Consider the following 22,139-nt stretch of genomic DNA (forward strand, 5'->3'; position numbering starts at 1 on the left):
GGTCTCCCGCCATGCTGTGCGCGGGATAGGGACATCGGGCCCTTTCCCCTGATCAGATGGGGGATCACATGAGTCGACGGAGACTCCGCACACGGGCTGCCCTGGCCCTTCTCACGGCCGCTGCCGCAGCCGTCGCCGTTGCGACGGGCGGCGCGACGGCGACCGCCGCACCGCAGGCCACGGTCGTCGCCAGCGGCTTGGACAACCCGAGGCAGCTCTCGATCGGCGCGGGCGGCGCGGTGTACGTCGCCGAGGCCGGCACCGGCGGAGACGGGCCCTGCCTGGTGAACCCGGAAGACCCCGAGGGCTCGGTATGCCTCGGTGACACCGGAGCTGTCACGCAGATCCAGCGTGGCACTCAGACCCGGGTCGTCACGGGTCTCGCGTCTCTCGCCGGCCCCGACGGGTCGGCGGCCACCGGTCCGTCGGCGGTGAGCGTGCGCGGCGGCAACGTCGCGGTGCTCATGGGGCTCGGCGGCAACGGTGAGACGCGAGCGACCCTCGGACCGGACGGCGCGGAGCTCGGCACCATCCTCACCGGACGTCTCGGCCAGTCGCTGAGCATCACCGAGGACATCACAGCCTACGAGGACGCCAACAACCCCGACGGCGGCGCGGTCGACTCCAACCCCAACGGGTTCGCGGACGTCAACAGCAAGCGCTGGGTGGTCGCGGATGCCGGCGCCAACGCGATCGTCGAGGTCGGAGGCAATCTCCCCGACGCCACGATCGCCGTGCTCCCCCGGCGTTCGGCCCGCCGCCCGGCGGCGGCGACCCGATCCCGGCGGAATCCGTTCCCACGAACGTCGTTCAGGGCCCGGACGGGGCGTACTACGTCTCCGAGCTCCTCGGCTTCCCGTTCCCGGTCGGTGAGTCGCGCATCTGGCGCGTGGTGCCCGGCCAGGAGCCGACGATCTACGCCAGCGGGCTGAGCAATGTCACCAGCCTGGCATGGCAGCACCGCACGCTGTATGCCGTCCAGTTCAACGACGGGAGCTTCCTCGAGAGCGAATCACCGATCGGCTCTCTTCGCCAGGTTGTCCCCGGCAGCGAGAACCACCCCGCTGTCCTGTCCGGTCTCTTCGCCCCCTATGGCGTCGCGATCACCGGCAAGACCGCGTACGTGAGCGTCGGCGCGGTGCTCCCTGGCGGTGGCGAGGTGCTCTCTCTCTCGCTCCGCTGACGTATCCGGCTACCGGCCGAACACCGCCGGTTCACTCAAGCTAGGGCCGTCCGTAACCGGACGGCCCTAGCTTTCCTCTCGTCTCCCGCATCGCACGCGTTTCGGCGCGACACGGCGGTGCGCTCACCCGAGAGGAACAAACTCCATGTCACGCACCCCTCGCCCGGCGGCGCGCACGCTCGCCGCCCTGGCCCTGGCCACCGCCGCCGCGGTCACGCTCGCCGGCTGCGGCGGCGCCGCCGCAGGCTCCGGCGATGCGTCGTCCGACTCCGGCGTCGACGCCGCCACGGCGACGAGCCTGGAAGACTTCGGCACGTTCGAGGACCTCGAAGAGGCCGCCAAGGCCGAAGGCCAGCTGAACGTCATCGCCCTCCCCCGCGACTGGGCGAATTACGGCGAGATCATCGACCTCTTCACGGAGCGCTACCCCGAGATCACCGTCAACGAGCAGTCGCCCGACGCTTCCAGCGCCGAGGAGATCCAGGCGGCCGAGACCAATCAGGGCCTTGACACCGCACCGGACGTGTTCGACCTCGGCCTCACCGTGGCGCTGCAGAGCACCGACTACTTCGCCCCTTACCAGGTGGAGACCTGGGACGACATCCCCGACGCCCTGAAGCACCCCGACGGCCTCTTCGTCGGTGACTACGGCGGCTACATGTCGGTCGGCTACGACTCGTCGCGCTTCCCCGCGCCCGAGACCATCGAGGACCTGCTCGGTGACGACTACCGCGGCTCGGTCGCGCTGAACGGCGATCCGACGCAGGCCGGCGCCGCGTTCGCGGCCGTGGGCCTTGCCACCGTGCAGACGGGCGGCGACCTCGATGACTTCCAGTCCGGAATCGACTTCTTCTCCGAACTCAACGCCGCCGGCAACCTGTTGAAGCTCGACGTCACCTCGGCGACGGTCGCCAGCGGTGAGACCCCGGTGGTGTTCGACTGGGATTACCTCAACGCCTCGCACTCCGCCGACAACCCCGCATGGGAGGTCGTGGTCTTCCCCGGCACCGGGTACGCCGGCTACTACAACCAGGCGATCAACAAGGATGCACCGAACCCCGCCGCCGCTCGCCTGTGGCAGGAGTTCCTCTACAGCGACGAGGTGCAGAACCTCTGGCTCAAGGGCGGGGCCCGCCCCGTGCGGATGGATGCGATGATCGGGGCCGGCACGATCGACGAGGAGCTCGCGGCAGCCCTGCCCGAGGCTCCGGAGGACACCGTCGTGCCGACCGAGGAGCAGAGCGCCGCGGCCGGCGAGCTCCTCGGCCAGGAGTGGGCAGCGGCGGTCCAGTGACCCAGGCCCCCGCTCACGCCGGGGAATCTCCCGCAGACGTGACGAGTGCCGCCGCGCCGGAGCCCCAGGTTCCGGCGCGGCAGCGCCGCGCCGCCCGGGCGGACCACTTCCGCGACTGGTCGTGGCTCGGCCTCACCCCGTTCGCCGTCTACGTTCTGCTGTTCCTCGCCCTCCCCACGGTCCTCGCCATCGCCTCGGGGCTCTTCGACGGCGACGGCGCATTCACCCTGGCGAACATCGCGGCGCTCGGCGATCCGGTCATCATCACCACGTTCGTCAACTCGACCTGGATCTCCCTTCTCACCGCCGTCGTCGGCGCGGTCGTGGGAGCGGCGGTGTGCTACGCGATGCTCGGCCTGCCCGACACCGGCGCCATCCGCACCACGGTCGACGCGGCATCCGGCGTTCTCGCCCAGTTCGGCGGGGTCATGCTCGCCTTCGCGATGATCGCCACGATCGGCACTCAGGGCATCGTCACGCGCTTCCTCCGCGACGCGCTCGGCATCGACATCTTCGCCGGCGGCGCGTGGATCTACGCCCTCCCCGGCCTCATCCCCGCCTACCTCGTCTTCCAGATACCGCTCATGGTGATCACCTTCATGCCCGCCCTCGCCGCGCTCCGTCCGCAGTGGTTCGAGGCGCACCTCACCCTCGGCGGCACCCGCGGCGGGTTCTGGCGGCACGTCGGCTTCCCCGTGCTCGCTCCGTCGTTCCTCGCGAGCCTGCTGCTGCTGTTCGCCAACGCGTTCTCGTCGTACGCCACGGCAGCGGCACTGGCGAGTCAGGGCTCGCAGATCGTGCCGCTGCAGATTCGCGCCGCGCTCACGAGCGAGACCGTGCTCGGCAGGGAGAACCTGGCCGGCGCCCTCGCGCTCGGCATGATCGTCGTCGTCGCCGTCGTCATGTGGCTGTACTCGCTGATCCAGCGCCGGACGGCGAGGTGGCAGGCATGAGAGGTATCGCTCCTTCACCGGTGGTCCGGTGGCTCATCGGCCTCGTCGTCGGTCTCGTCTTCGCGGTGCCCTTCGTCGCGACCTTCCTGTTCACCCTGTCCTCGCCCGCCGGCGACGGCTACACGTTCGAGCGCTGGCAGTCGGTCTTCGACCCCGAGAACGCCTCGAGGTATGCGCCGATCTGGACGGGCCTGGGCAACTCGCTCGTCCTCGCCGCGGTGACGGTGCTGATCGTGCTGTTCCTCTTCACCCCGACGATGGTGCTCGTGGCGCTGAAGTTCCCGAAACTCCGTCGCGGGTTCGAGTTCCTCGCCCTCCTGCCCATCACGATCCCCGCCATCGTGCTGGTCGTGGGGCTCGCCCCGATCTACCTGCAGATCGGCCGCACCCTCGGTACCGGCGCGTGGACGCTCGCCTTCGCGTACGGCATCCTCGTGCTCCCCTTCACCTATCGCTCGATCCAGGCCTCCATCGATGCCGTCGACGTGAAGACCCTCGCCGAGGCTGCGCGAACGCTCGGCGCCGGCTGGTTCACTGTGCTCGTCCGCGTGATCGCTCCGAACCTGCGTCAGGGGCTGCTCGCCGCATCCCTCATCTCGGTCGCCGTAGTCCTCGGCGAGTTCACCATCGCGTCGCTGCTGAACCGCCAGGTGCTGCAGACGGGACTCGTCGTCATCAACCGACAGGATGCCTACGCCGCGGCCATCTTCACCCTGCTCGCCCTCGCCTTCGCGTTCGTGCTGCTGCTCGTCATCGGGCGCGCCGGCCGGGTCGGTGGCTCCGTCTCGCCCCGCACCGCTTCGCCCCGCCGTCCTCTTCGAAGGAGCCGCTCGTGACGACCTCCGACACCAGCCCCCGCACCCTCCCCGCCACCGCCGACAACGCCCTCCTCGCCGACGCGGGTACCGGCACCCGGGTCGAGCCTGCGCACCGTGGTGAAGGACTACGGTGCGACGCGTGTGCTGCACGGTGTCGACCTCGACATCGCGCCGGGTGAGTTCGTCTCACTGCTCGGCCCGTCAGGATGCGGCAAGACCACGGCGCTCCGCGTGCTCGCGGGACTCGAGCGGGCGACAGAAGGACAGATCCTGCTCGGCGGCAACGACGTGTCATCCGTCCCCACCAACAGGCGCGACATCGGCATGGTGTTCCAGTCCTACTCGCTCTTCCCCCATCTGCGTGCCCTCGACAACACCGCCTTCGGGCTGCGCCGGCGGGGAGTGGGGAAGAGGGATGCCTCGGCGCGCGCTTCCGACGCGCTCGAGCTGGTCGGACTCGGCCACCTGGCAGACCGCTTCCCCCACCAGCTCTCGGGCGGCCAGCAGCAGCGCGTGGCCCTGGCCCGCGCGCTCGTCACCGAGCCGCGGGTGCTGCTGCTCGACGAACCGCTGTCGGCCCTCGACGCCAAGGTGCGGGTCCAGCTGCGCGACGAGATCCGTCGCATCCAGCTGCGTCTGGGCATCACCACGGTCTTCGTCACTCACGACCAGGAGGAGGCCTTGGCCGTCTCCGACCGCATCGCGGTGATGAACATCGGTCGCATCGAGCAGATCGGCACCCCCGAGGACCTGTACCTCCGGCCGACGACGCCGTATGTCGCGGCGTTCGTCGGGGTGTCGAGCGTCGTGCCCGGCACCGTCACGGGCGACGTGGTCGAGGTGTGGGGCATGTCGCTGCCGCTGCGCGTCACCGAGGGCGCGCCCTCTTCCGCCGGCGAGGTCGAGGTGTTCCTCCGTCCCGAGAACGTCAGACTCGGCGCTGCGGGCGAGGCAGGCGTGGACGCGGTGGTGCAGGAGAGCACCTTCCTCGGCAGCTCACGCCGCACGCTCGTGCACACCGCCGACGGATCGCTCGTGCAGGTGCAGCACCCGGTGGCGGAGCGGGTCGAGTTCGGCGACCGGGTGCGCATCGCGCTCACGCCGGAGCCGGTGGTGGTGCGGTCGCGCGACTGAAGCGCCGAGCGATATCCGCCGTCGGCGGGCCACCGGGTGAGAGGGTCGCCTCAGGCGGTGTTCCGCCGACCCCGAACGGAGGATCCCCCATGTGGCAGGAATGGCTGCAGTTCGCCATCGCGATCGCCGTCGCCGTGATCGGGGCCGTCGCGCTGGCGCTGATCGTCACCGGCGCGATGCGCCTGTTCGTGCGGAGGCGCCAGTGGCCGGCATCCCTCATCACCCGCGCACGCCGGCCCTTCCGCGCCTTCGTGCTGGTGATCGCGCTGTGGATCGCGATCGCGGTGACCTTCCCCGACCCGGAGTGGAAACCGGCGCTCAATCACGCGATGAGCATCCTGACGATCATCGTCGGGGCGTGGCTGGTCGGCGCGATGGTGCTGTTCCTCTCCGACCTCGCGCTCGGCCGCTATCGCATCGACGTGCCCGACAACCGGGTCGCGCGGCGGATCCGCACGCAGACGCTGATCCTCCGGCGCCTCGCCATCGCGATCATCGTGGTGCTCGCCGGCGGAGCGATCCTGCTGACCTTCCCCGAGGTGCGCGCGGTGGGAGCGAGCGTGCTGGCATCAGCCGGTATCGCGTCGGTGATCGCCGGACTTGCCGCCCAGTCGGTGCTGGCGAACATGTTCGCCGGCATCCAACTCGTCTTCAGCGAGGCGCTGCGGGTCGATGACGTCGTCGTCGTCGAGGGCGAGTGGGGCCGGGTCGGTGAGATCACGCTCAGCTACGTGGTGCTCGATCTCTGGGACGAGCGGCGCCTGGTGCTGCCGTGCACGTACTTCACCACGACCCCTTTCGAGAACTGGACCCGACAGGGGAGCGCTCTACTCGGCGCCGTCGAGCTCGACGTCGACTGGCGGGTGTCGCCGTCGAAGATGCGCGACCAGCTCACCCGCGTCGTCGCCGACAGCGACCTGTGGGACGGGCGCACCGCCGTGCTGCAGGTCACCGATGCCGTCGCCGGGTACGTGCGGGTGCGGATCCTCGTCTCCGCGGTCGACGCGCCGACCCTGTTCGACCTGCGCTGCGCGGTGCGCGAGGCGATGGTCACCTGGATGCAGCGGACGATGCCCACCGCGCTCCCGACCCAGCGGGTGCTCCTCACCGAGGCCGTCACGGGCGGTGGCGAGACGGCCGAAGCCGACGAGCCGCGGCCCGACACCGGTGGCCTGTTCACCGGCAGCGCCGACGCGGAGGAGCGGGCGAGCGCCTTCACCCAGGCGATCCCCGTCGTCGGCGGGGCCGGGGACGGTGCGGGGAACGAGCGCGAGCGCTGAGCGTCAGGACTGCTTGGCTTCGCGGAGCGCGGTGCTCAGGCGATCGGCCGAGACGCGCCAGTAGGTGTGAAGCCGCCCATCGATGAGCACGACGGGGATCTTCTCCCACCATTCGGCGTGCAGCGCGGGGTCGTCGACGATGGAGCGGTGCTCGACCACGACCTCGTTCTCGGGGAACTCGGCGACCACGGCCTCGACGATGCCCTGCGCGACATCGCACAGGTGGCAGTCGGGTTTACCGATGACGGTGAGCGTGGTCACATCCGCTATTTTACGGTGGCGCGCCCGAGACAGGGGCGTCGAAGGCGGATGCCGCACGCCGGCGTCACCCGAAACCGGCGTCAGCGCTCGAGGGGGAAACCCGCCTCCGCCCACGCCGTCGTGCCGCCCTCGACGTTGGTGGCGTCGTAGCCCCGCGCCTCGAGCGCCTCGACCACGCGCGCCGAGCGCCCTCCCAGGGCGCAGACGACGCGGAACGGCCCCTCGGGCAACTCGTCGATCCGCTCACCGAGTGTCGACATCGGCAGGTTGACGGCACCCGGTACGCGGCCCTCGGCGAACTCGTGCTCCTCCCGGACATCCACGAGGGGAACGTCGGAATTCTGCTGCAGTTCCTGAACGGTGATCGTCTTCATGATTCCTCCGAACGTCGGATGCGGGGCGGACGGCGCCACGAACACGAAGCGCCCGTCCATCGGACAGGCGCTCGGTGTCGGTGCCGCTTACTTCTTGTTGCGGCGCTGGTGGCGAGTCTTGCGAAGCAGCTTGCGGTGCTTCTTCTTCGCCATGCGCTTGCGGCGCTTCTTGATGACTGAACCCACGGAAAACCTCACTATGTCGGGGTCTGATCGCACGGGCATGCACGATCGGGAACGGGCAAAAGCGGAAAATGCCTCGGGTCAGTCTAGCCGACGTCGGCGATCGGCCGCTGCAGGGCCTCGGTGACCGCCGATTCGGGCACCCGGTAGCTGCGTCCGAACCGGACAGCGGGAAGCTCTCCGGCGTGCACGAGGCGGTAGACCGTCATCTTCGACACCCGCATGAGCTCGGCCACCTCAGCGACGGTGAGGAAGCGGACATCCGGCAAATCAGCCACGGTGCCCCCTCCCGGCGCTCGGCTCGCTTTTGCAGTTCTGCTGGGCCTACTTTATGGGGTCGCCGCGACGCGTGTAAACCCGTGTGACTCGTGAGTTCTGCGCAAGCCGCCGGCGCGTGACACGCTCACTGCGCGGCGGAACCCTTCGGGCGCCGCGCACGGGCTTCGCGCGCCGCGACTCGCATCGCCGTCCGCGCCGTTCGCAGCGCCTTCTCCGCCTGGCGGACTCCGCGGCGAGCCTCGCGGTATCGCCGGTCGTCGGCGATATCGGCGTCGTCGGATTCAGGCCACGGAGCGGAGGCAGGGGGCACGGCGCCGTCGGCGGCGAGGGCGTCGATGTGGGCGGCGACGCCGTCAAGACTGAGTTCGAGGATGAAGGCGAACGGGTCCGCCTCATCGAGGAAGACCCCCGCGTCGATGGCGGCGCGCAGGTCGGGGAACGCGTCGGCGGTGATGAGGTGGCGGAACACAGCGTCTTCGCTTCGGGCGACCGCATCGGAGTCCGTCCCTCGCTCCCGCTCGATGCGGGCATACGCCGCGAAGACGATCCCCGCCCATCGGGCGTGGCCGGTGACCAGCAGAATCACGGCGAGGCGCTCGCTGGCGGGAAGCGGCGTCTCGGCGAGGACATGAAGACCCGCATCCATCCACGCGGCGCTGTTCGGCGTGGTCGGCGCGCCCGTGATCGGAATATCCAGCAGCCAGGGGTGCGCGAGGTACAGCGCCACCTGCTCGCGGTAGAGCGCGCGGATCCCATCCCTCCACTGCCCCGCGGACCTCGCCTCGTCGGACGGGAGACCGGTCGCATCCTCCTGCATCAGGAGGATGAGGTCTTCCTTCGCACTGACGTAGCGGTACAGCGACATCGGCGTGTAACCGAGCTTTGCTGCGACCGCAGCCATGGACACCGCCGACAGACCGTCCGAGTCGGCGATCTCGAGCGCGGCCTCCACGATCCGCTCGACGCTCATCTCGCGTTTCGGGCCCCGCTGCGGATTCGCCGCGACGCCCCATGCGAGGGCGACGCCGCGAGGAAGGTCGAAATCGCCGTCGTCCGTCATGCGTCAACTCTAGGACTATCTACGCAATAAACAGTATGTTACGGTCATAAACAGTTTATGACGTATAGGAGGCGGTATGGACATGCAAGAACGGCGCGGAGGACCGGACGAGTCCGCGATCCGCATGACGGGCGTCGTCAAGCGCTTCGGCTCGCGACGAGTCCTCGACGAGATCGACCTCGCCGTTGCGCCGGGCGAGATCTTCGCGCTTCTCGGCGCGAACGGGGCGGGGAAGACGACGACCGTCGAAATCCTCACCACGCTCTCATCCCTCGACGGGGGCAGCGCGCTGGTGGCGGGCTGGGACGTGGCCACGCATCCCGATGAAGTGAGACGACGCATCGCACTCACCGGCCAATCCGCCGCTGTCGACGACGTCCTCAGCGGTCGCGAGAACCTCGTGATGGTGGCGCGGCTGTGCGGACTGTCACGGCGTCGTGCGAGATCGCGCGCAGCCGAGCTGCTCGAACGATTCGCCCTCGCCGACGCCGGAGCGCGCCGTGCCGGGACGTATTCGGGCGGCATGCGGCGACGTCTCGACCTCGCCCTCAGTTTCGTCGTGCGCCCCGAGGTGCTCTTCCTCGACGAACCGACCACCGGCCTCGACGCGCGCAGCCGTCGCGAGCTCTGGCAGGTGATCCGCTCGCTCCGCGAGGCGGGCACCACGGTGCTCCTCACCACGCAGTATCTCGAGGAAGCCGACGAACTCGCGGACCGGATAGCGGTGCTGAACGGCGGGCGGATCGTCGCCCTCGGCACCCCGACCGAGTTGAAGGCCCGCGTCGGCGACGAGTCCGTCGAGGTGCGTGATGCCGACGGGATGGTGCGCGGCCACATCCCGACCGACGGCAGCCTCTCAGCGGTCCGTGCGGCCCTCGATGAACTCGACGCCGCCGGCCTCGACGGCACCGTCGTCCTGCGCCGCCCGACCCTCGATGACGTGTTCTTCACCCTGACCGATACGCCGTCCCCCGGCGACCGTCAAGACAGGATCCCCGCATGACCACCGTGGCCGCAGCCCCTACCGTCCGTCCCCGCCTCGCCGGCGTGACGGCCGAACGCGTCTTCGTCGGCCGGAGCCTCATCCACTCCCTCCGAGACGGCGAGTCGCTTCTGATGGCGATTCTCCTGCCGGTCCTGCTCATGCTGATGTTCACCTTCGTCTTCGGCGCCTCGATCGATCCCACCGGCGACTACGTGAACTACGTCGTACCCGGCATCATCCTGACGTGCGCCGGGTTCGGCGCTTCATCCACCGCCCTCTCGGTGGCCAGCGACATGCGCAACGGCATCATCGACCGGTTCCGCACGATGCCCCTTCGCTCGAGTGCCGTGCTCACCGGGCACGTCGTCGCCAGTCTCGTGCGGAACCTGGTCGCCACCGCGGTCGTCATCGGCGTGGCGCTGCTCGTCGGGTTCCGACCGACAGCCGACCTTCTGGGATGGGCCGGCGCACTGGGTGTCGTGGCGCTGTGGATCCTCGCCATCACGTATCTGTTCGCGGCCATCGGCCTTGCCGCCGGGAGCCCCGAGGGGGCGAACGCCTACGGCTTCATCCTGTTGTTCCTGCCGTACCTGTCCAGCGCCTACGTGCGGGTCGAGACCCTGCCCGACTGGCTGCAGTGGGTGGCGGCGAATCAGCCGGTGACCCCCATCATCGAGACGATCCGGGCCTTTCTGATGCGCGAGGCGGTCGGTGACGAACTCTGGTGGGCACTCGGATGGTGTGCTGTCATCCTCGCCGCCGCCATCGGCTGGGGCTCATGGCTGTTCCGTCGTCGTACGCGTCGCGGCTGACGCGGTTCAGCGGCCGGGCAGCTTCTTCAGCGCGTTCGCGACGGCGTGCTGAGCGGATGCCGCGGCGCGCCCCACGAGCTCGGCAGCGTGCGCCGCGGGCTCGGGCAGAGAGATCAGCGCGGCGGCGTCGGCGGCGACGAGTGCAGGGGTGTCGAGGAACGGCACGAGCCAGTCGTCCACCTCGTCCAGGGGTGCCGCCAAGAGGCTGTAGTACCGGTGCTGGCCGACCTCGCGCACCGAGACGAGGTGCGCTTCGCGCAGCACCTTCAGGTGCTTGGAGACCGTCGGCTGGCTGACACCGAGGGAACTGACGATCTGCGACACGCTCGTTCCGTTCTCACCGGCGGTGGAGCGATCGAGCAGGAGCCTGAGGATGTCGCGACGCGTGCCGTCTGCGATCACGTCGAAGATGTCCGCCATGGCATTAGGTTAGTGCCGCCCAGCGGCGGAGTACCATGACTGAGGTTTTCTCGGCGAAAGGGGCGGCGCATGCCGACGGGCCAGGCACGTGCGGCATGGCGCCGAGTCCTCGCCTTCGGCGAGCGCGCCTGGGACGCGCTGCGAAACCTCACCACATCCTCCCCCGCACGCTTCGCGGTGCTGGTCTTCGCGTCTCTGATCCTGGTCTTCACAGCGCTTCTGTCGTTGCCCGCGTCGACGTACGCGGGGCGACTGCCCCTCGCCGATGCGCTGTTCACCGCGGTGTCGACGATCTGCGTCACCGGCCTCACCACCGTCGACATCGCGACGACCTTCTCGCCGTTCGGGAAGGTCGTCATCTTCCTCGGCATGAACATCGGCGGCATGGGCGTGCTGACGCTGGCCTCGATCCTGGGCCTCATCATCTCCAAGCGTCTCGGGCTACGGGCGAAACTCATCGCCGCCAGCGACACGAACCCTCTGCGCAGCCACGGCGGACCGGTGAACGAAGGTCAGGCGGTGCGCCTCGGCGAGGTCGGCCAGCTGCTGCGGACAGTCGCGCTGTCCACGCTGCTCATCGAAGCGGTCGTGGCGATCGCGCTCTACCCGAGCCTGCTCCTCGCGGGCATCGGTCCCCTCGAGGCGCTGTGGGAGGCCCCGTTCTACGCGGTCTCGGCGTTCACGAACACCGGCTTCACGCCCAATGTCGGGGGCATCGCACCGTTCGCCGACGACTACGTGCTGCTGACGATCCTCATGATCGCGGTCTTCCTCGGCAGCATCGGCTTCCCCGTGATCTACGCGCTCTACAAGAACGTGTGGCACGTGAAGGCGTGGTCGCTGCACACGAAGCTGACGCTCATCACCACGACGGTGCTGTTCGTCCTGGGCGCCGGGGCGTTCCTCACCCTCGAATACGCCAACCCGGGAACCTTCGGGTCGATGGACGCCTGGGACACCACCTTCCAGGCCTTCTTCCTCTCCGCCATGACACGGTCGGGTGGATTCGCCGTCGTCGACATCGGTGAGCTGTACGGCTCGTCGCAGGTCGTCGGGTCGATGCTCATGTTCGTCGGCGGCGGCTCGGCCTCCACCGCCGGAGGCATCAAGGTCACCACCCTCGCCGTCCTCGCCCTCGCGGTCTGGTCGGAGGCGAAAGGCCGCCAGTCGGTCGAGGTCTTCGGTCGCCGCATTCCCAGCGACGTGCAGCGCGTGGCCCTCTCGGTCGTGGCCTGGGGCGCGACGATCGTCGCCCTGTCGACGATCACGATCGCGCAGATCACGAAGGCACCCATCGCGGAGGTGCTTTTCGACGTCATCTCCGCATTCGGCACCGTCGGCCTGTCGACCGGGCTGACGATGGAGCTTCCCGACTCCGCTGTCTACGTTCAGGCGTTGACGATCTTCATGGGCCGCATTGGTACAGTGACTCTCGCCGCGGCCGTGGCCGCGTCATCCCGTTCGCAGCTCTACTCGCTGCCCGTGGAAAGGCCGATCGTTGGGTGATCGCATCAGGGGGGACGCGCCCGTCCTCGTCATCGGACTCGGGCGCTTCGGCGCTGCGTGCGCCGGTGAGCTCGACCGGCTGGAACGCGAGGTGCTCGCGATCGACGAGAGCCTCGAGCTCGTGCAGAAGTGGTCGGACCGGGTCACTCACACCGTCCAGGCCGACGCGCGCAACATCGATGCGCTGAAGCAGATCGGTGCGCAGGACTTCCAGGTCGCCGTCGTCGCAGTCGGGTCGCTCATCGAGGCATCCGTCCTCATCACCGCCAACCTCGTCGACCTGAAGGTTCCGCAGATCTGGGCGAAGGCGGTCTCGCAGTCGCACGGCAAGATCCTCGCCCGCGTCGGCGCGAACCACGTCATCTACCCCGAGCGCGAAGCCGGCGAGCGCGTCGCCCACCTGGTGAGCGGCCGCATGCTCGACTTCATCCGATTCGACGACGATTTCGTGCTGGCCAAGATGTACCCGCCGAAGTTCATCCGCGGCGTGGGCCTGAACGAATCGGGCGTCCGCACCAAGTACAACGTCACCGTCGTCGGGGTGAAGAGCCCCGGCAAGCCGTTCCGCTACGCGGAGGCCAACACGGTCGTCACCAACCACGACCTCATCATCGTCTCGGGCACCAACTCCGACATCGAGCGGTTCGCGGCCCTCGACCGCTGACCGGTCCCCAACTCCTGCACAATTCCTCGAGAATCGGCCGGACGGCCGTGTGGAACCGGTTCCACCGTCTCGCAGCGCACAGATTGCAGGAGTTACGCACACGTCGACACCGTCAACCCCGTCGCGGCTGTCGGAAGTCCGCGTCAGAATGCCCGCATGACGGACAGACAGCAGACGGATGCCGCGGCGCGCCGCTTCATCGACGCCTACCTCGTCGCCTGGCGCTCGAACGAGCCCGACGACATCCGAGGCCTCTTCACCGAGGATGCAGAGCTGCGCTTCGAACCCTGGACGACGGCGTTCACCGGTCACGAGGCGATCGTCGCCGAGTGGCTGCGACGACAGGACGAGCCCGACTCCTTCACCTTCGCCTGGGACGTCGCGGGCGTCGACGGCGACCGTGCGTTCATCCAGGCCGAGACGGTCTACACGGGTGGCCGGAGCTACAGCAACCTCTGGGTGGTCGACCTCGCCGAGGACGGCCGGGCTCGGTCGTTCGTCGAATGGTGGATGGACCGCTCGAAGACCAGCTGACGCGCGTCGCGGAACCCGCCAGGCAGCCTCACGACCCTGCGGCGAGCTCTTTCGCGCGTGCGAGCGCAGCGTCGGTCGCGCGCGCGAACACTTCGTCCAGGCGAGCGTCCTGCAGCACCGCGACCGCGCGCTCGGTCGTGCCCTTCGGACTCGTGACACGCCGCCGCAGCTCGGCGGGGTCCTCCCCCGTGGCCGCCAGCAGCGCCGTCGCCCCGGCGAAGGTCTGTTCCACCATCACGCGGGCTTCCGCCTCGCCGAAGCCCTTGCCGATTGCCGCGCGCGTCAGCTCCTCGATGAGGAGGAACACGTACGCCGGGCCCGACCCCGAGATCGTCGACAGTGCGTCGATCTGCTCTTCGGGCAGCTCGATCACCGTCCCCACGGTCTCGAACAGGCGACGGACGACGCGGGTATCGTCCTCGGTCGCGCTCGTCCCGGCAGCAAGCCCGGTGACGGCCTTGCCGACGAGCGCCGGCGTGTTGGGCATGGCACGGAACACCGTGACATCCGTCCCCAGGATCTCCTGGAACGTCGCCAGCGTGACCCCGGCTGCGAGGCTCACGACGATCGTGCCGGCACGCAGGTGCGGGCCGATCTCGCGAAGAAGGTCGGGCACCATCGCGGGCTTCACCCCGACGAGCACGATGTCGGCCCTCGCCGTCGCCCGCACATTCGCGCCGGGCTCGTCCTCGAGGGCGAGACTGGTCACCGATGGGACGGATGCCAGCTCCTCGGCCTTCCCGCGGGAGCGATTCGTCGCGACGATCCCCTCCGTCGCGAGCGCCGACGCCGCAACACCGCGGAGGACCGCTCCTCCCATCGACCCTGCTCCGAGAACGGCGATGGACGGGAGTGCGTAGGCGTCGGTCATGCCGCCATCCTACGAACCCACCCCCGACGCGCCCGAGGGCCCGGGCTATAGTCGAAACGGCGGGGCGTGGACGCTCCGGGCGAGAAGGAGACTGCGATGATCACGCCCCCGAATTCGCTCTTCGACGGCATCACCTCACGAATCATCGACACGCGCGACGTGGCGATCAACGTCCTCGAACGCCGCGGTGACGACCCCGAGACGACACCGCAGAAGACGGTGGTCCTGGTGCACGGCAACGTCTCGTCGGCACTCTTCTGGCAGCCCACCATGCTCGATCTTCCGAGCGATCTGCGAGTGATCGCGATCGACCTTCGCGGCTTCGGCGGCAGTGAGCACACCCCCGTCGACGCGACGCGAGGTGTCCGCGATTTCAGCGACGACATCTTCGCCGTGCTGCAGGCGCTCGGGATCCCCACCGCGCACTTCGTCGGCTGGTCGATGGGGGGTGGCGTCGTGATGCAGTACGCGCTCGATCACCCGGTGCTGAGCCTGACCCTGCAGGCCCCCGTCTCGCCGTACGGCTTCGGCGGCACGCGCCGCGACGGCTCGCGCCTCACCGACGACGACGCCGGCTGCGGTGGCGGCGGGGCGAATCCCGACTTCGTCGAACGTCTCATCGCGCACGACACCGGCGACGCCGCCCAGACCTCGCCGCGCAGCGTCTTCCGCGCCGCCTACGTCGCGCCCGGATTCACGACGCCTCATGAAGACGTCTTCGTCGAGTCGATGCTCACCACCTCCACGGCGGAGGGGAACTATCCCGGCAACTCGGTGCCCAGCCAGAACTGGCCGGGATTCGGAGCGGGACACCTCGGGGTGCTCAACACCATGGCGCCGAAGTACTTCGACGTGTCCGGCATCGTCGACCTCGACGACAAGCCGCCGATTCTGTGGGTCCACGGAAGCGTCGACGCGATCGTCGCCGACGGCTCGTTCTACGACTTCAATCACCTCGGCGCCCTCGGAATCGTCCCGGGCTGGCCCGGCGCCGACGTCGCCCCCGCGCAGGAGATGATCTCGCAGACCCGCGATGTGCTGAAGGCATACCAGGCGGGTGGCGGCGATGTCACCGAGGTCGAACTCGAGGGCACCGGGCACGCCCCGCACCTCGAGCGGCCCGACGAGTTCCGTCGCGCACTGCTCCTGACGATCGGCTACACCGGCGACCGTCCCGACGCGCCGCCCACCGAGGCGATCGTCATCCGCTCGGCCGACTGACGGGTCAGCACACGCGATGGAGTACTGCGTCTTCACCGAGCCGCACCTCGGTGCGAGCTACGACGACCAGCTCGCGTTCGCTCAGTCCGCTGAGCGCCACGGGTTCCACGGGTTCTTCCGCTCCGACCACTACCTCAACGCCCGCGACGAGGGCCTTCCCGGACCCACCGACGCGTGGACGACTCTTGCCGGGCTCGCGCGCGAAACGAGCCGCATCCGCCTGGGAACCCTGGTCTCCCCGGTCACCTTCCGCCACCCCGGGGTGCTCGCGATCCAGGTGGCGCAGGTCGACGCGATGTCGGCCGGCCGGGTCGAGCTCGGACTCGGTGCCGGGTGGTTCGAGCGGGAGCACGAGGCGTACGGCATCCCGTTCCCGAAGAACCGCTTCGACCTGCTCGAGGAGCAGCTGCAGATCGTGACGGGGCTGTGGGAGACGCCGGTCGGCGAGACCTACAGCTTCGCCGGCGAGAACTACCGTTTGGTGGATGCCCCGGGGCTGCCGAAACCGGTGCAGCAGCCGGTGCCCCTGATCATCGGCGGTGCCGGCCGACGGCGGACCCCCGAGTTCGTCGCCCGCTTCGCCCGGGAGTACAACGTCGGCTTTCCCACCGACGCGCAGATCGCCGAGCGCCTCGACAACCTCCGCGCCGCCTGCGAGCGGGTCGGACGCGACCCGGCGACCGTGCGGCTGTCCGTGGCGATGTCGGTGATCGCGGGCGCCGACGACGCCGAGGTCGCACGCCGTGCGGGTCGGCTCGGAAAGACGCTCGACGAGGTGCGCGACGGGGTCAACCTCGTCGGGGGGCCCGATGAGATCGGCGAGCGCATCGAACGGTGGCGCTCCTTCGGTATCGAGCGGGTGTACTTCCAGTTCCTCGACAACCAGGATGTCGCCCACGTCGACTATGTCGGCGAGGCGGTACTCCCGGCGCTTCCGCGCTGAGCTGGTGGAACGCCGCGGCGAGGCGGGATCAGCGCCGCGTGACGAAGAACGCCTGCAGCAGCGCCGCGGCCTCCGCCGCCCGAAGCCCCCCGACGACCTCGGCGCGCACCGGCAGACGGCGGTCACGCAGCACATCGTGCACCGATCCGGCCGCGCCGGCCTTCTCATCCCACGCGCCGAACACCACCCGGCTCACGTGCGACTGCAACGCCGCTCCCGCGCACATCACGCACGGCTCGAGGGTGACGACGAGCGTGTGCCCGGAGAGGTTCCACGAGCCGAGGGATGCCGCGGCCGCGCGCAGCGCCACGACCTCGGCGTGGGCGGTGGGATCCCCGCTGGTCTCGCGCAGATTCCTTCCCTCGCCGATGACGTTCCCCGCGGCATCCGTCACCACCGCCCCGACGGGAACCTCGCCCGCGGCCGCAGCCTCGGCGGCGAGCGCGAGCGCGCGCGCCATCGCGGCGTCGTCGGCGGGGTCGGGTTGCACGCCTCCAGCGTACGGACCGACAGGCCCGCAGCGGATACCCTGGGAGCCATGCGCCTCCACGTCGCCGACCACCCGCTCATCACCCACAAGCTCACGGTGCTGCGTGACAAGACGACGTCGTCGCCGGTGTTCCGGCAGCTGACGGAGGAGCTCGTCACGCTCCTCGCCTACGAGGCGACGCGGTCGGTGAAGGTCGACCCGATCGAGATCCAGACCCCGGTATCGCTGACGACGGGGGTGAAGATCAGCGAGCCGCGCCCGATCGTCGTGCCCATCCTCAGGGCCGGACTCGGGATGCTGGAGGGCATGGTCAAGCTCCTCCCGACCGCGGAGGTGGGTTTCCTCGGCATGGTCCGGAATGAAGAGACCCTTGAGCCCACGACCTACGCCGAACGCCTGCCCGACGATCTGTCCGATCGGCAGTGCTTCGTACTGGACCCCATGCTCGCGACCGGTGGGTCGCTGGGCGCGGCAGTCGAGTTCCTCTTCACGAGGGGCGCCCAGGACGTCACCGCCATCTGCCTCCTCGGTGCGCCCGAAGGGGTCGCCGCGATCGAGCGTCAGGTCGGCGACAAGGACGTCACGCTCGTGCTCGGAGCGCTCGATGAGCGACTGAACGAGAAGGGATACATCGTGCCCGGCCTCGGCGACGCCGGCGACCGCCTCTACGGCACCGTCTGACGGAATCTTCCGAGGAGCGCGCGAGTACTCCCGCGCATTTCCGGGCTCCGAGACGAGTGTGGCGCGGTATCCGCCCCTCGCCGAACGGACACCGCGCCTGCGCCTTTCGGCGCGAATCCAAGGGTATGACGGTGCCGATCCCGCTCCTGAGGGGCTTGACATTCACACCCTGAATCGCTAATTCCTCGGGCCGACTCAGTCGGGCATGACGGGCTCGGTCGGAGGCTTCCGGCCGGTCTCCTGCTCCCAGAACTCGAGCTGCTGCGTGAGAGCCTTGGCGAGCTCGAACACCTGCTCGGGAGGGATGCGGATGCGGCTGACCACGCGCGCCGGAACGATCGTGCGGCGCTCCCCCGTCTCGGGATCGGTCTCATCGTGCGGCGGTTGGGCGAGGGTGAGGAAATCCATCACGAACACCGTGGAGCTGTGCCAGACGTTGGCGAAATCGGCGTAATTGCCCCCGATCAGATCGGGCGGCAGATCGATCTCGAATTGACGGGGCACCTGATCAGACATGCGGCAGTTCCTCCTCGCCGGGGGGATGAAGGGGCGTCTGGCGAGTCTATGGGGCGACCATCGCGGGCTGAACGGGGTTGCGCTCGGCGGCCCCGCCGCTCGATGCGTCGGTGGCGGGCGCGTGAGCACCGACGAGGCGCGCGAAGCCGCTCAGCCGCGCGACGCCCTCGGGAGTGCGCGGCAGGTCGTCGAGGAGCCCCGGTGAGTAGACGAGGTACGCCGTGTGCATCGCCCGCGAGATGGCGACGTTCAGGCGGTTGCGCAGAAGGAGGAACTCCAGGCCCCGGGGCGCGTCCCGCCCGGACGATGCCGCGAGCGAGACGATCGCCACCGCCGCCTCCTGTCCCTGGAACTTGTCGACCGTGCCGACCGGCACGTCGTCGAAGCCTGCGGCCGCGAGCGCCTCTTCGACCAGCACCTGCTGGGCGTTGTACGGGGTGACGACGATGATGTCGTTCCCCGCGAGGGGCCGCGGGGGTGTCAGCGTCGCGGCGCCGGTGTCGTCGATGTCGATGCCGGTCCACTCGCGCCCGACGAGAGCGCGGACGAGATCGACGACGATCCCGGCCTCTTCGGGCGACCGGGTGGCGTTGCCCCGGTGACGAAACGGCAGCGGATGAAGGCCCGGCACGACACCTTCGAGGGCGCGCATCGCGGTCGCAGTCTGCGCGGCGAGCGCACCTCGATACGACAGATCGGAGACGGCGCGCGCGACGGCCGGATGCATCCGCCACGACCGAGCCAGGAAGAAGCCGAAGTCGGGCGGGATGACGTCGGCGCCGTCCATGACCCAGCCGAGCGCGGATGTGTCGACCGGCTCGGGGTGGGTGCCCTGGCTCACCTGCGGCAGCTGTTGCGGATCACCGAGGAGGAGCAGGCGGGATGACGCCAGCGATACCGCGATCGTCGAGGCGAGCGAGAACTGTCCCGCCTCGTCGATCACGAGGAGGTCGAGGCTCCCGTGGGGGATGCGACCCTCATGGGCGAAGTCCCACGCCGTGCCGCCGACGACGAATCCGGATGCCACGTGCTCGGCCGTGAAGGCCGCGACCCCGTTCTTCGGGATCGGCGTGAAGCTCACCCGCTCCGCGTCATCCGGCTTCTTCAGCGCCTTGCCCACCTGCTGCGGGGGCACGCCCGCCGCCACGATCCGGTCGAGCATGTGCTCGACGACTGCGTGCGACTGGGCGACCACGCCGACTTTGTAGCCGTGCTCGGCGACGAGGCGAGCGATGACGTGCGATCCGACGAAGGTCTTCCCCGTTCCGGGCGGCCCCTGCACGGCGAGGTAGCTGCGGTCGAGATCGAGGAGGGCGGCGGTGATGTCGCCGATGTCGTCGCCGGTCTGCGATGGCAGCGCACCTGACCGGGTGCGGGGCGGGCGGCGGAGCAGGATGTCGCTGGCCGGGTCGTACGGCAGCTTCGGTGAGGCGGCGACGACGGCATCCGCCCAGGCGTCGATGGCGGTCTGCTGATTCAGTGCACGGGGCGGCGCGGGCGGAGTCAGCGCGAGCGGGAGTTCGCTCCAGGTCTCGCCGTCGATGGCGGATTCCTCCACGATCGCGCCGTCGTCGAGGGTCTCGATGACGGTGACCCGGTGGTCGGCGTGGATCCAGCGCGGTTTGTCGGCGAAGGGGAACGACACCGGCAGCTCGTAGAGCGCGAACGGGTCACTGCCCTCGCTGATGCGTGTGCCGGGCGCGAGTTCGCCGCGCAATTCGAGGCGGCGGCGAAGTGTGCGCTTGCCCTCCTCCTGGTACCAGTCGGTGACGACGTGGCAGCGCGAGGAGTCGAGCATGACGACATCCCGCGTCTCCTCCCATACCGACGCCGGCTCGCGCAGTCGAAGGAAGTGGGTGGCCCAGAACGACTTGGCCTCGCGTGGGTAGTAGTCGATCGCGGCCGCGCCGAGGCGGAGCGCGCGCGACTCCGCGGAGTCGGCGTCGCGCTGGGCGGCGAGGGCGTTGAGCCGGTCGGCGCGCTCGGACGGGGTGTAGACGTGCTCGTCGGGATCGGGGTTCGGGGTGGGGCGCAGCTGCGCCTCGCGGGCACGGTCGACGAGCCAGTCACGCAGGCGCAGCGTCGAGACGCAGTCGTAGCGGTTGTAGTCGGCGAGGTCGTCCAGGATGCGGGAGGCCTCTGCCGCGGCATCCGGTCCATCCTGGTGCAGCGCGCGCCTGGACGTACTTGACGATCGAGTCGTCGCCCTTCTGCACGTCGCTCGTGCGCACCTCGTCGCCCATGTAGAGCGGTTCGAGCTTCTTGATGGAGTACGAGCGCGAGCCGACGCGAAGAGCCCGCCGCACGATCGGGTAGAGGTCGACGAAGACGCCGTCGCGAAGCAGCTGGTCGACGTCGGACTCGCGCACGCCGTAACGCGCCGCCATGGCGAGCAGGTGCGTGGGCTCGTAGGGCGCGTAGTGATAGATGTGCAGGTCGGGGTGCGTCTTGCGTCGCAGGGCCACCATGTCGAGGAAGCGCTCGAGCGCCTCCTTCTCCTCGGCGAACGAGTGCGCCCACAGCGCCGAATACTGCTCACTCAGGTCGACCCAGCCGAAGAGGTAGTCGATCCCCCAGGTGGTTCCCTCCCCCTCGGTGTAGAGGGGGTCGCCTTCGAAGTCGAAGAAGATGTCGCCCTGGCTCGGGCGCGGGAGCGCGCCGAGCGCCTGCGGCTGCACGACCTCGTACTTCGGGATGTCGCCGGGCGAGCTCAGCTGCAGCCGCGCCTGGGTGCGCAGCAGCGCGATGGTGTCAGGATTCATCCCCGTCGGCGCGCTGTCGAGACCGGCGAGATCATGGATGGTCTCGATGCCGGCGGCGCGCAGGCGTTCGCGCTGCACCGGCCGCATTCCCGCGACGAGCAGGAGATCGCCGGATGCCACGACTTCGAGGTCACAGGTCGCGCAACGTCCGCAGGCGACCACGCCGAGGTCGCCGCGCGGGTCTCCCCACGCGATCGCGTCGCCGGTCGCCCCGAGGTCGAGGCGGCGGTCGGCGATGAGGGTATGCAGGCGGTCGCGACGCAACTGGAAGACGGGAAGGAGATCGTCGACCTCGTGGCTGCTGGTGGTGCCGTCGCCGAGGAGCAGTTCGACGCGGTCGGAGCGCGGGATGCCGAGTCGATCGAGCTGGGCGACGTAGGCGGCGAGCTGCATGAGGGCGGTGACGCGGGCGTGGCGGGCGAGCTTGGTGTCTTGCACGAGCCACGCGCCGAACTCATCGCGGACGAGGAAGTCGGCGAAGCCGACGAAGTCATGGGTGGCGAACGTCGCCTGGTAGATGACGTCGGCATCGGAGTTCAGCGCCGCGTCGGTGAGCCGTACGGCCTCGGCGAGCGCCCCGGCGTCGGACGAGCGGGTTTCGGGGATCTCGATGACGCCGTCGCCGAACTGCTCGCGGTAACGGGCGAGGACTCGTCGCTCGTGCTCGCCGCCGAGTTCTCCCGCGCGGCGCAGTGTCGGGTCATCCGGCTCTTCGACCGGCGCGACGCGACCGAGCTTGGCGTCGATCGCGCGCAACCACGCGAATTCGCACTCAGCGGCGGCTTTCAGGTCGCTCGCGCTCCAGACGATCCGGCCCTCGTCCTCGATGTACCGCAACATTCCCTTCCCGAAGGTCCGCCGCTCGGACCGTCCCCCCGACCCTAACCGTGGCCGCCGACGTCGTTGCGAGCGAGA

Annotated in this window: 22 protein-coding genes and 2 pseudogenes; 14 read left to right on the forward strand and 10 right to left on the reverse strand. The window is 69.4% G+C overall.

All coding sequences use genetic code 11. The features are described from left to right. Positions 1 to 68: 68 nt before the first annotated feature. The 6 genes and pseudogenes from QSU92_RS04490 (at position 69) to QSU92_RS04515 (ending at position 6,662) form a co-directional block, all read left to right on the forward strand. Positions 69 to 1,183 (forward strand): annotated as a pseudogene (locus QSU92_RS04490) (ScyD/ScyE family protein). Positions 1,184 to 1,328: 145 nt separating this feature from the next. Beyond that, positions 1,329 to 2,477: an ABC transporter substrate-binding protein gene (locus tag QSU92_RS04495; RefSeq protein ID WP_289264988.1), complete on the forward strand. Its 1,149-nt coding sequence runs from the start codon at positions 1,329 to 1,331 to the stop codon at positions 2,475 to 2,477. Positions 2,478 to 2,515: 38 nt separating this feature from the next. Then, the gene (locus tag QSU92_RS04500) at positions 2,516 to 3,430 is read left to right on the forward strand and encodes an ABC transporter permease (RefSeq protein WP_289264989.1); all 915 of its coding nucleotides are present in this window, start codon (positions 2,516 to 2,518) and stop codon (positions 3,428 to 3,430) included. Beyond that, positions 3,427 to 4,266, forward strand: coding sequence for an ABC transporter permease (locus QSU92_RS04505; protein ID WP_289264990.1), 840 nt, complete (start codon positions 3,427 to 3,429; stop codon positions 4,264 to 4,266). The genes QSU92_RS04500 and QSU92_RS04505 overlap by 4 nt, the downstream gene beginning before the upstream one ends. A 96-nt stretch (positions 4,267 to 4,362) precedes the next feature. Then, positions 4,363 to 5,382: an ABC transporter ATP-binding protein gene (locus tag QSU92_RS04510; RefSeq protein WP_333783444.1), complete on the forward strand. Its 1,020-nt coding sequence runs from the start codon at positions 4,363 to 4,365 to the stop codon at positions 5,380 to 5,382. 89 nt (positions 5,383 to 5,471) lie between these two features. Then, positions 5,472 to 6,662 (forward strand): mechanosensitive ion channel family protein, encoded by a 1,191-nt coding sequence (locus QSU92_RS04515; protein WP_289264992.1) that lies wholly within the window; start codon positions 5,472 to 5,474, stop codon positions 6,660 to 6,662. A gap of 3 nt (positions 6,663 to 6,665) precedes the next feature. Here the strand turns inward: QSU92_RS04515 and QSU92_RS04520 are convergent, their stop codons facing one another. The 5 genes from QSU92_RS04520 to QSU92_RS04540 form a co-directional block, all read right to left on the reverse strand. Beyond that, positions 6,666 to 6,923 (reverse strand): glutaredoxin family protein, encoded by a 258-nt coding sequence (locus QSU92_RS04520; protein WP_289264993.1) that lies wholly within the window; start codon positions 6,921 to 6,923, stop codon positions 6,666 to 6,668. Between the two features lie 80 nt (positions 6,924 to 7,003). After that, entirely contained in the window at positions 7,004 to 7,297 is a 294-nt protein-coding gene (locus QSU92_RS04525; protein ID WP_289264994.1) for a rhodanese-like domain-containing protein, read from the reverse strand. Positions 7,298 to 7,384: 87 nt separating this feature from the next. Continuing rightward, positions 7,385 to 7,483 carry a 30S ribosomal protein bS22 gene (locus tag QSU92_RS04530; protein WP_003792170.1) on the reverse strand — a complete coding sequence of 33 codons (99 nt, stop codon included), beginning with the start codon at positions 7,481 to 7,483 and terminating at the stop codon, positions 7,385 to 7,387. 83 nt (positions 7,484 to 7,566) lie between these two features. Further along, positions 7,567 to 7,758 (reverse strand): helix-turn-helix domain-containing protein, encoded by a 192-nt coding sequence (locus QSU92_RS04535; RefSeq protein WP_124294081.1) that lies wholly within the window; start codon positions 7,756 to 7,758, stop codon positions 7,567 to 7,569. Positions 7,759 to 7,883: 125 nt separating this feature from the next. Continuing rightward, the gene (locus QSU92_RS04540) at positions 7,884 to 8,819 is read right to left on the reverse strand and encodes a TetR/AcrR family transcriptional regulator (protein ID WP_289264995.1); all 936 of its coding nucleotides are present in this window, start codon (positions 8,817 to 8,819) and stop codon (positions 7,884 to 7,886) included. An 82-nt stretch (positions 8,820 to 8,901) separates the two neighbouring features. Between QSU92_RS04540 and QSU92_RS04545 the strand changes: the two genes are divergently transcribed. Beyond that, the gene (locus QSU92_RS04545; RefSeq protein WP_479724391.1) at positions 8,902 to 9,822 is read left to right on the forward strand and encodes an ATP-binding cassette domain-containing protein; all 921 of its coding nucleotides are present in this window, start codon (positions 8,902 to 8,904) and stop codon (positions 9,820 to 9,822) included. Beyond that, entirely contained in the window at positions 9,819 to 10,616 is a 798-nt protein-coding gene (locus QSU92_RS04550; protein WP_289264997.1) for an ABC transporter permease, read from the forward strand. Before QSU92_RS04545 ends, QSU92_RS04550 begins: the two co-directional genes overlap by 4 nt. A gap of 6 nt (positions 10,617 to 10,622) precedes the next feature. Here QSU92_RS04550 and QSU92_RS04555 read toward each other — a convergent pair whose 3' ends face one another. Beyond that, positions 10,623 to 11,036, reverse strand: a complete 414-nt coding sequence (locus tag QSU92_RS04555) for an ArsR/SmtB family transcription factor (protein ID WP_289264998.1) — start codon at positions 11,034 to 11,036, stop codon at positions 10,623 to 10,625. Positions 11,037 to 11,105: 69 nt separating this feature from the next. Between QSU92_RS04555 and QSU92_RS04560 the strand changes: the two genes are divergently transcribed. The 3 genes from QSU92_RS04560 (at position 11,106) to QSU92_RS04570 (ending at position 13,740) form a co-directional block, all read left to right on the forward strand. Beyond that, on the forward strand, positions 11,106 to 12,542 hold the full coding sequence (locus QSU92_RS04560) for a TrkH family potassium uptake protein (protein ID WP_289264999.1): 1,437 nt from the start codon (positions 11,106 to 11,108) through the stop codon (positions 12,540 to 12,542). Beyond that, entirely contained in the window at positions 12,535 to 13,206 is a 672-nt protein-coding gene (locus QSU92_RS04565) for a potassium channel family protein (protein WP_124294084.1), read from the forward strand. The genes QSU92_RS04560 and QSU92_RS04565 overlap by 8 nt, the downstream gene beginning before the upstream one ends. 156 nt (positions 13,207 to 13,362) lie before the next feature. After that, positions 13,363 to 13,740 (forward strand): nuclear transport factor 2 family protein, encoded by a 378-nt coding sequence (locus QSU92_RS04570; protein WP_289265000.1) that lies wholly within the window; start codon positions 13,363 to 13,365, stop codon positions 13,738 to 13,740. Positions 13,741 to 13,768: 28 nt separating this feature from the next. Here QSU92_RS04570 and proC read toward each other — a convergent pair whose 3' ends face one another. Further along, positions 13,769 to 14,611, reverse strand: coding sequence for a pyrroline-5-carboxylate reductase (gene proC, locus QSU92_RS04575; RefSeq protein WP_289265001.1), 843 nt, complete (start codon positions 14,609 to 14,611; stop codon positions 13,769 to 13,771). Between the two features lie 96 nt (positions 14,612 to 14,707). Here proC and QSU92_RS04580 point away from each other — a divergent pair, with 96 nt between their 5' ends. Both QSU92_RS04580 and QSU92_RS04585 read left to right on the forward strand, forming a co-directional pair. Then, positions 14,708 to 15,832, forward strand: coding sequence for an alpha/beta fold hydrolase (locus QSU92_RS04580; RefSeq protein ID WP_289265002.1), 1,125 nt, complete (start codon positions 14,708 to 14,710; stop codon positions 15,830 to 15,832). 16 nt (positions 15,833 to 15,848) lie between these two features. Then, the gene (locus QSU92_RS04585; protein ID WP_289265003.1) at positions 15,849 to 16,775 is read left to right on the forward strand and encodes an LLM class F420-dependent oxidoreductase; all 927 of its coding nucleotides are present in this window, start codon (positions 15,849 to 15,851) and stop codon (positions 16,773 to 16,775) included. A gap of 28 nt (positions 16,776 to 16,803) precedes the next feature. Here the strand turns inward: QSU92_RS04585 and QSU92_RS04590 are convergent, their stop codons facing one another. After that, positions 16,804 to 17,235: a nucleoside deaminase gene (locus QSU92_RS04590; RefSeq protein WP_289265820.1), complete on the reverse strand. Its 432-nt coding sequence runs from the start codon at positions 17,233 to 17,235 to the stop codon at positions 16,804 to 16,806. A 78-nt stretch (positions 17,236 to 17,313) separates the two neighbouring features. Here QSU92_RS04590 and upp point away from each other — a divergent pair, with 78 nt between their 5' ends. Next, a complete protein-coding gene (gene upp / locus QSU92_RS04595; RefSeq protein ID WP_289265004.1) occupies positions 17,314 to 17,946 on the forward strand; it encodes a uracil phosphoribosyltransferase in 633 nt (210 codons plus the stop codon). A 195-nt stretch (positions 17,947 to 18,141) separates the two neighbouring features. Here the strand turns inward: upp and QSU92_RS04600 are convergent, their stop codons facing one another. Beyond that, complete coding sequence (locus QSU92_RS04600; RefSeq protein ID WP_289265005.1) at positions 18,142 to 18,462, reverse strand: DUF3467 domain-containing protein; 321 nt, start codon at positions 18,460 to 18,462, stop codon at positions 18,142 to 18,144. 46 nt (positions 18,463 to 18,508) lie between these two features. Further along, a pseudogene (locus tag QSU92_RS04605) lies at positions 18,509 to 22,061 on the reverse strand (TM0106 family RecB-like putative nuclease). Positions 22,062 to 22,139: the final 78 nt, after the last annotated feature.

This window comes from Microbacterium sp. ET2, from assembly GCF_030347395.1.
In the GTDB taxonomy this organism is placed as follows: domain Bacteria; phylum Actinomycetota; class Actinomycetes; order Actinomycetales; family Microbacteriaceae; genus Microbacterium; species Microbacterium albipurpureum.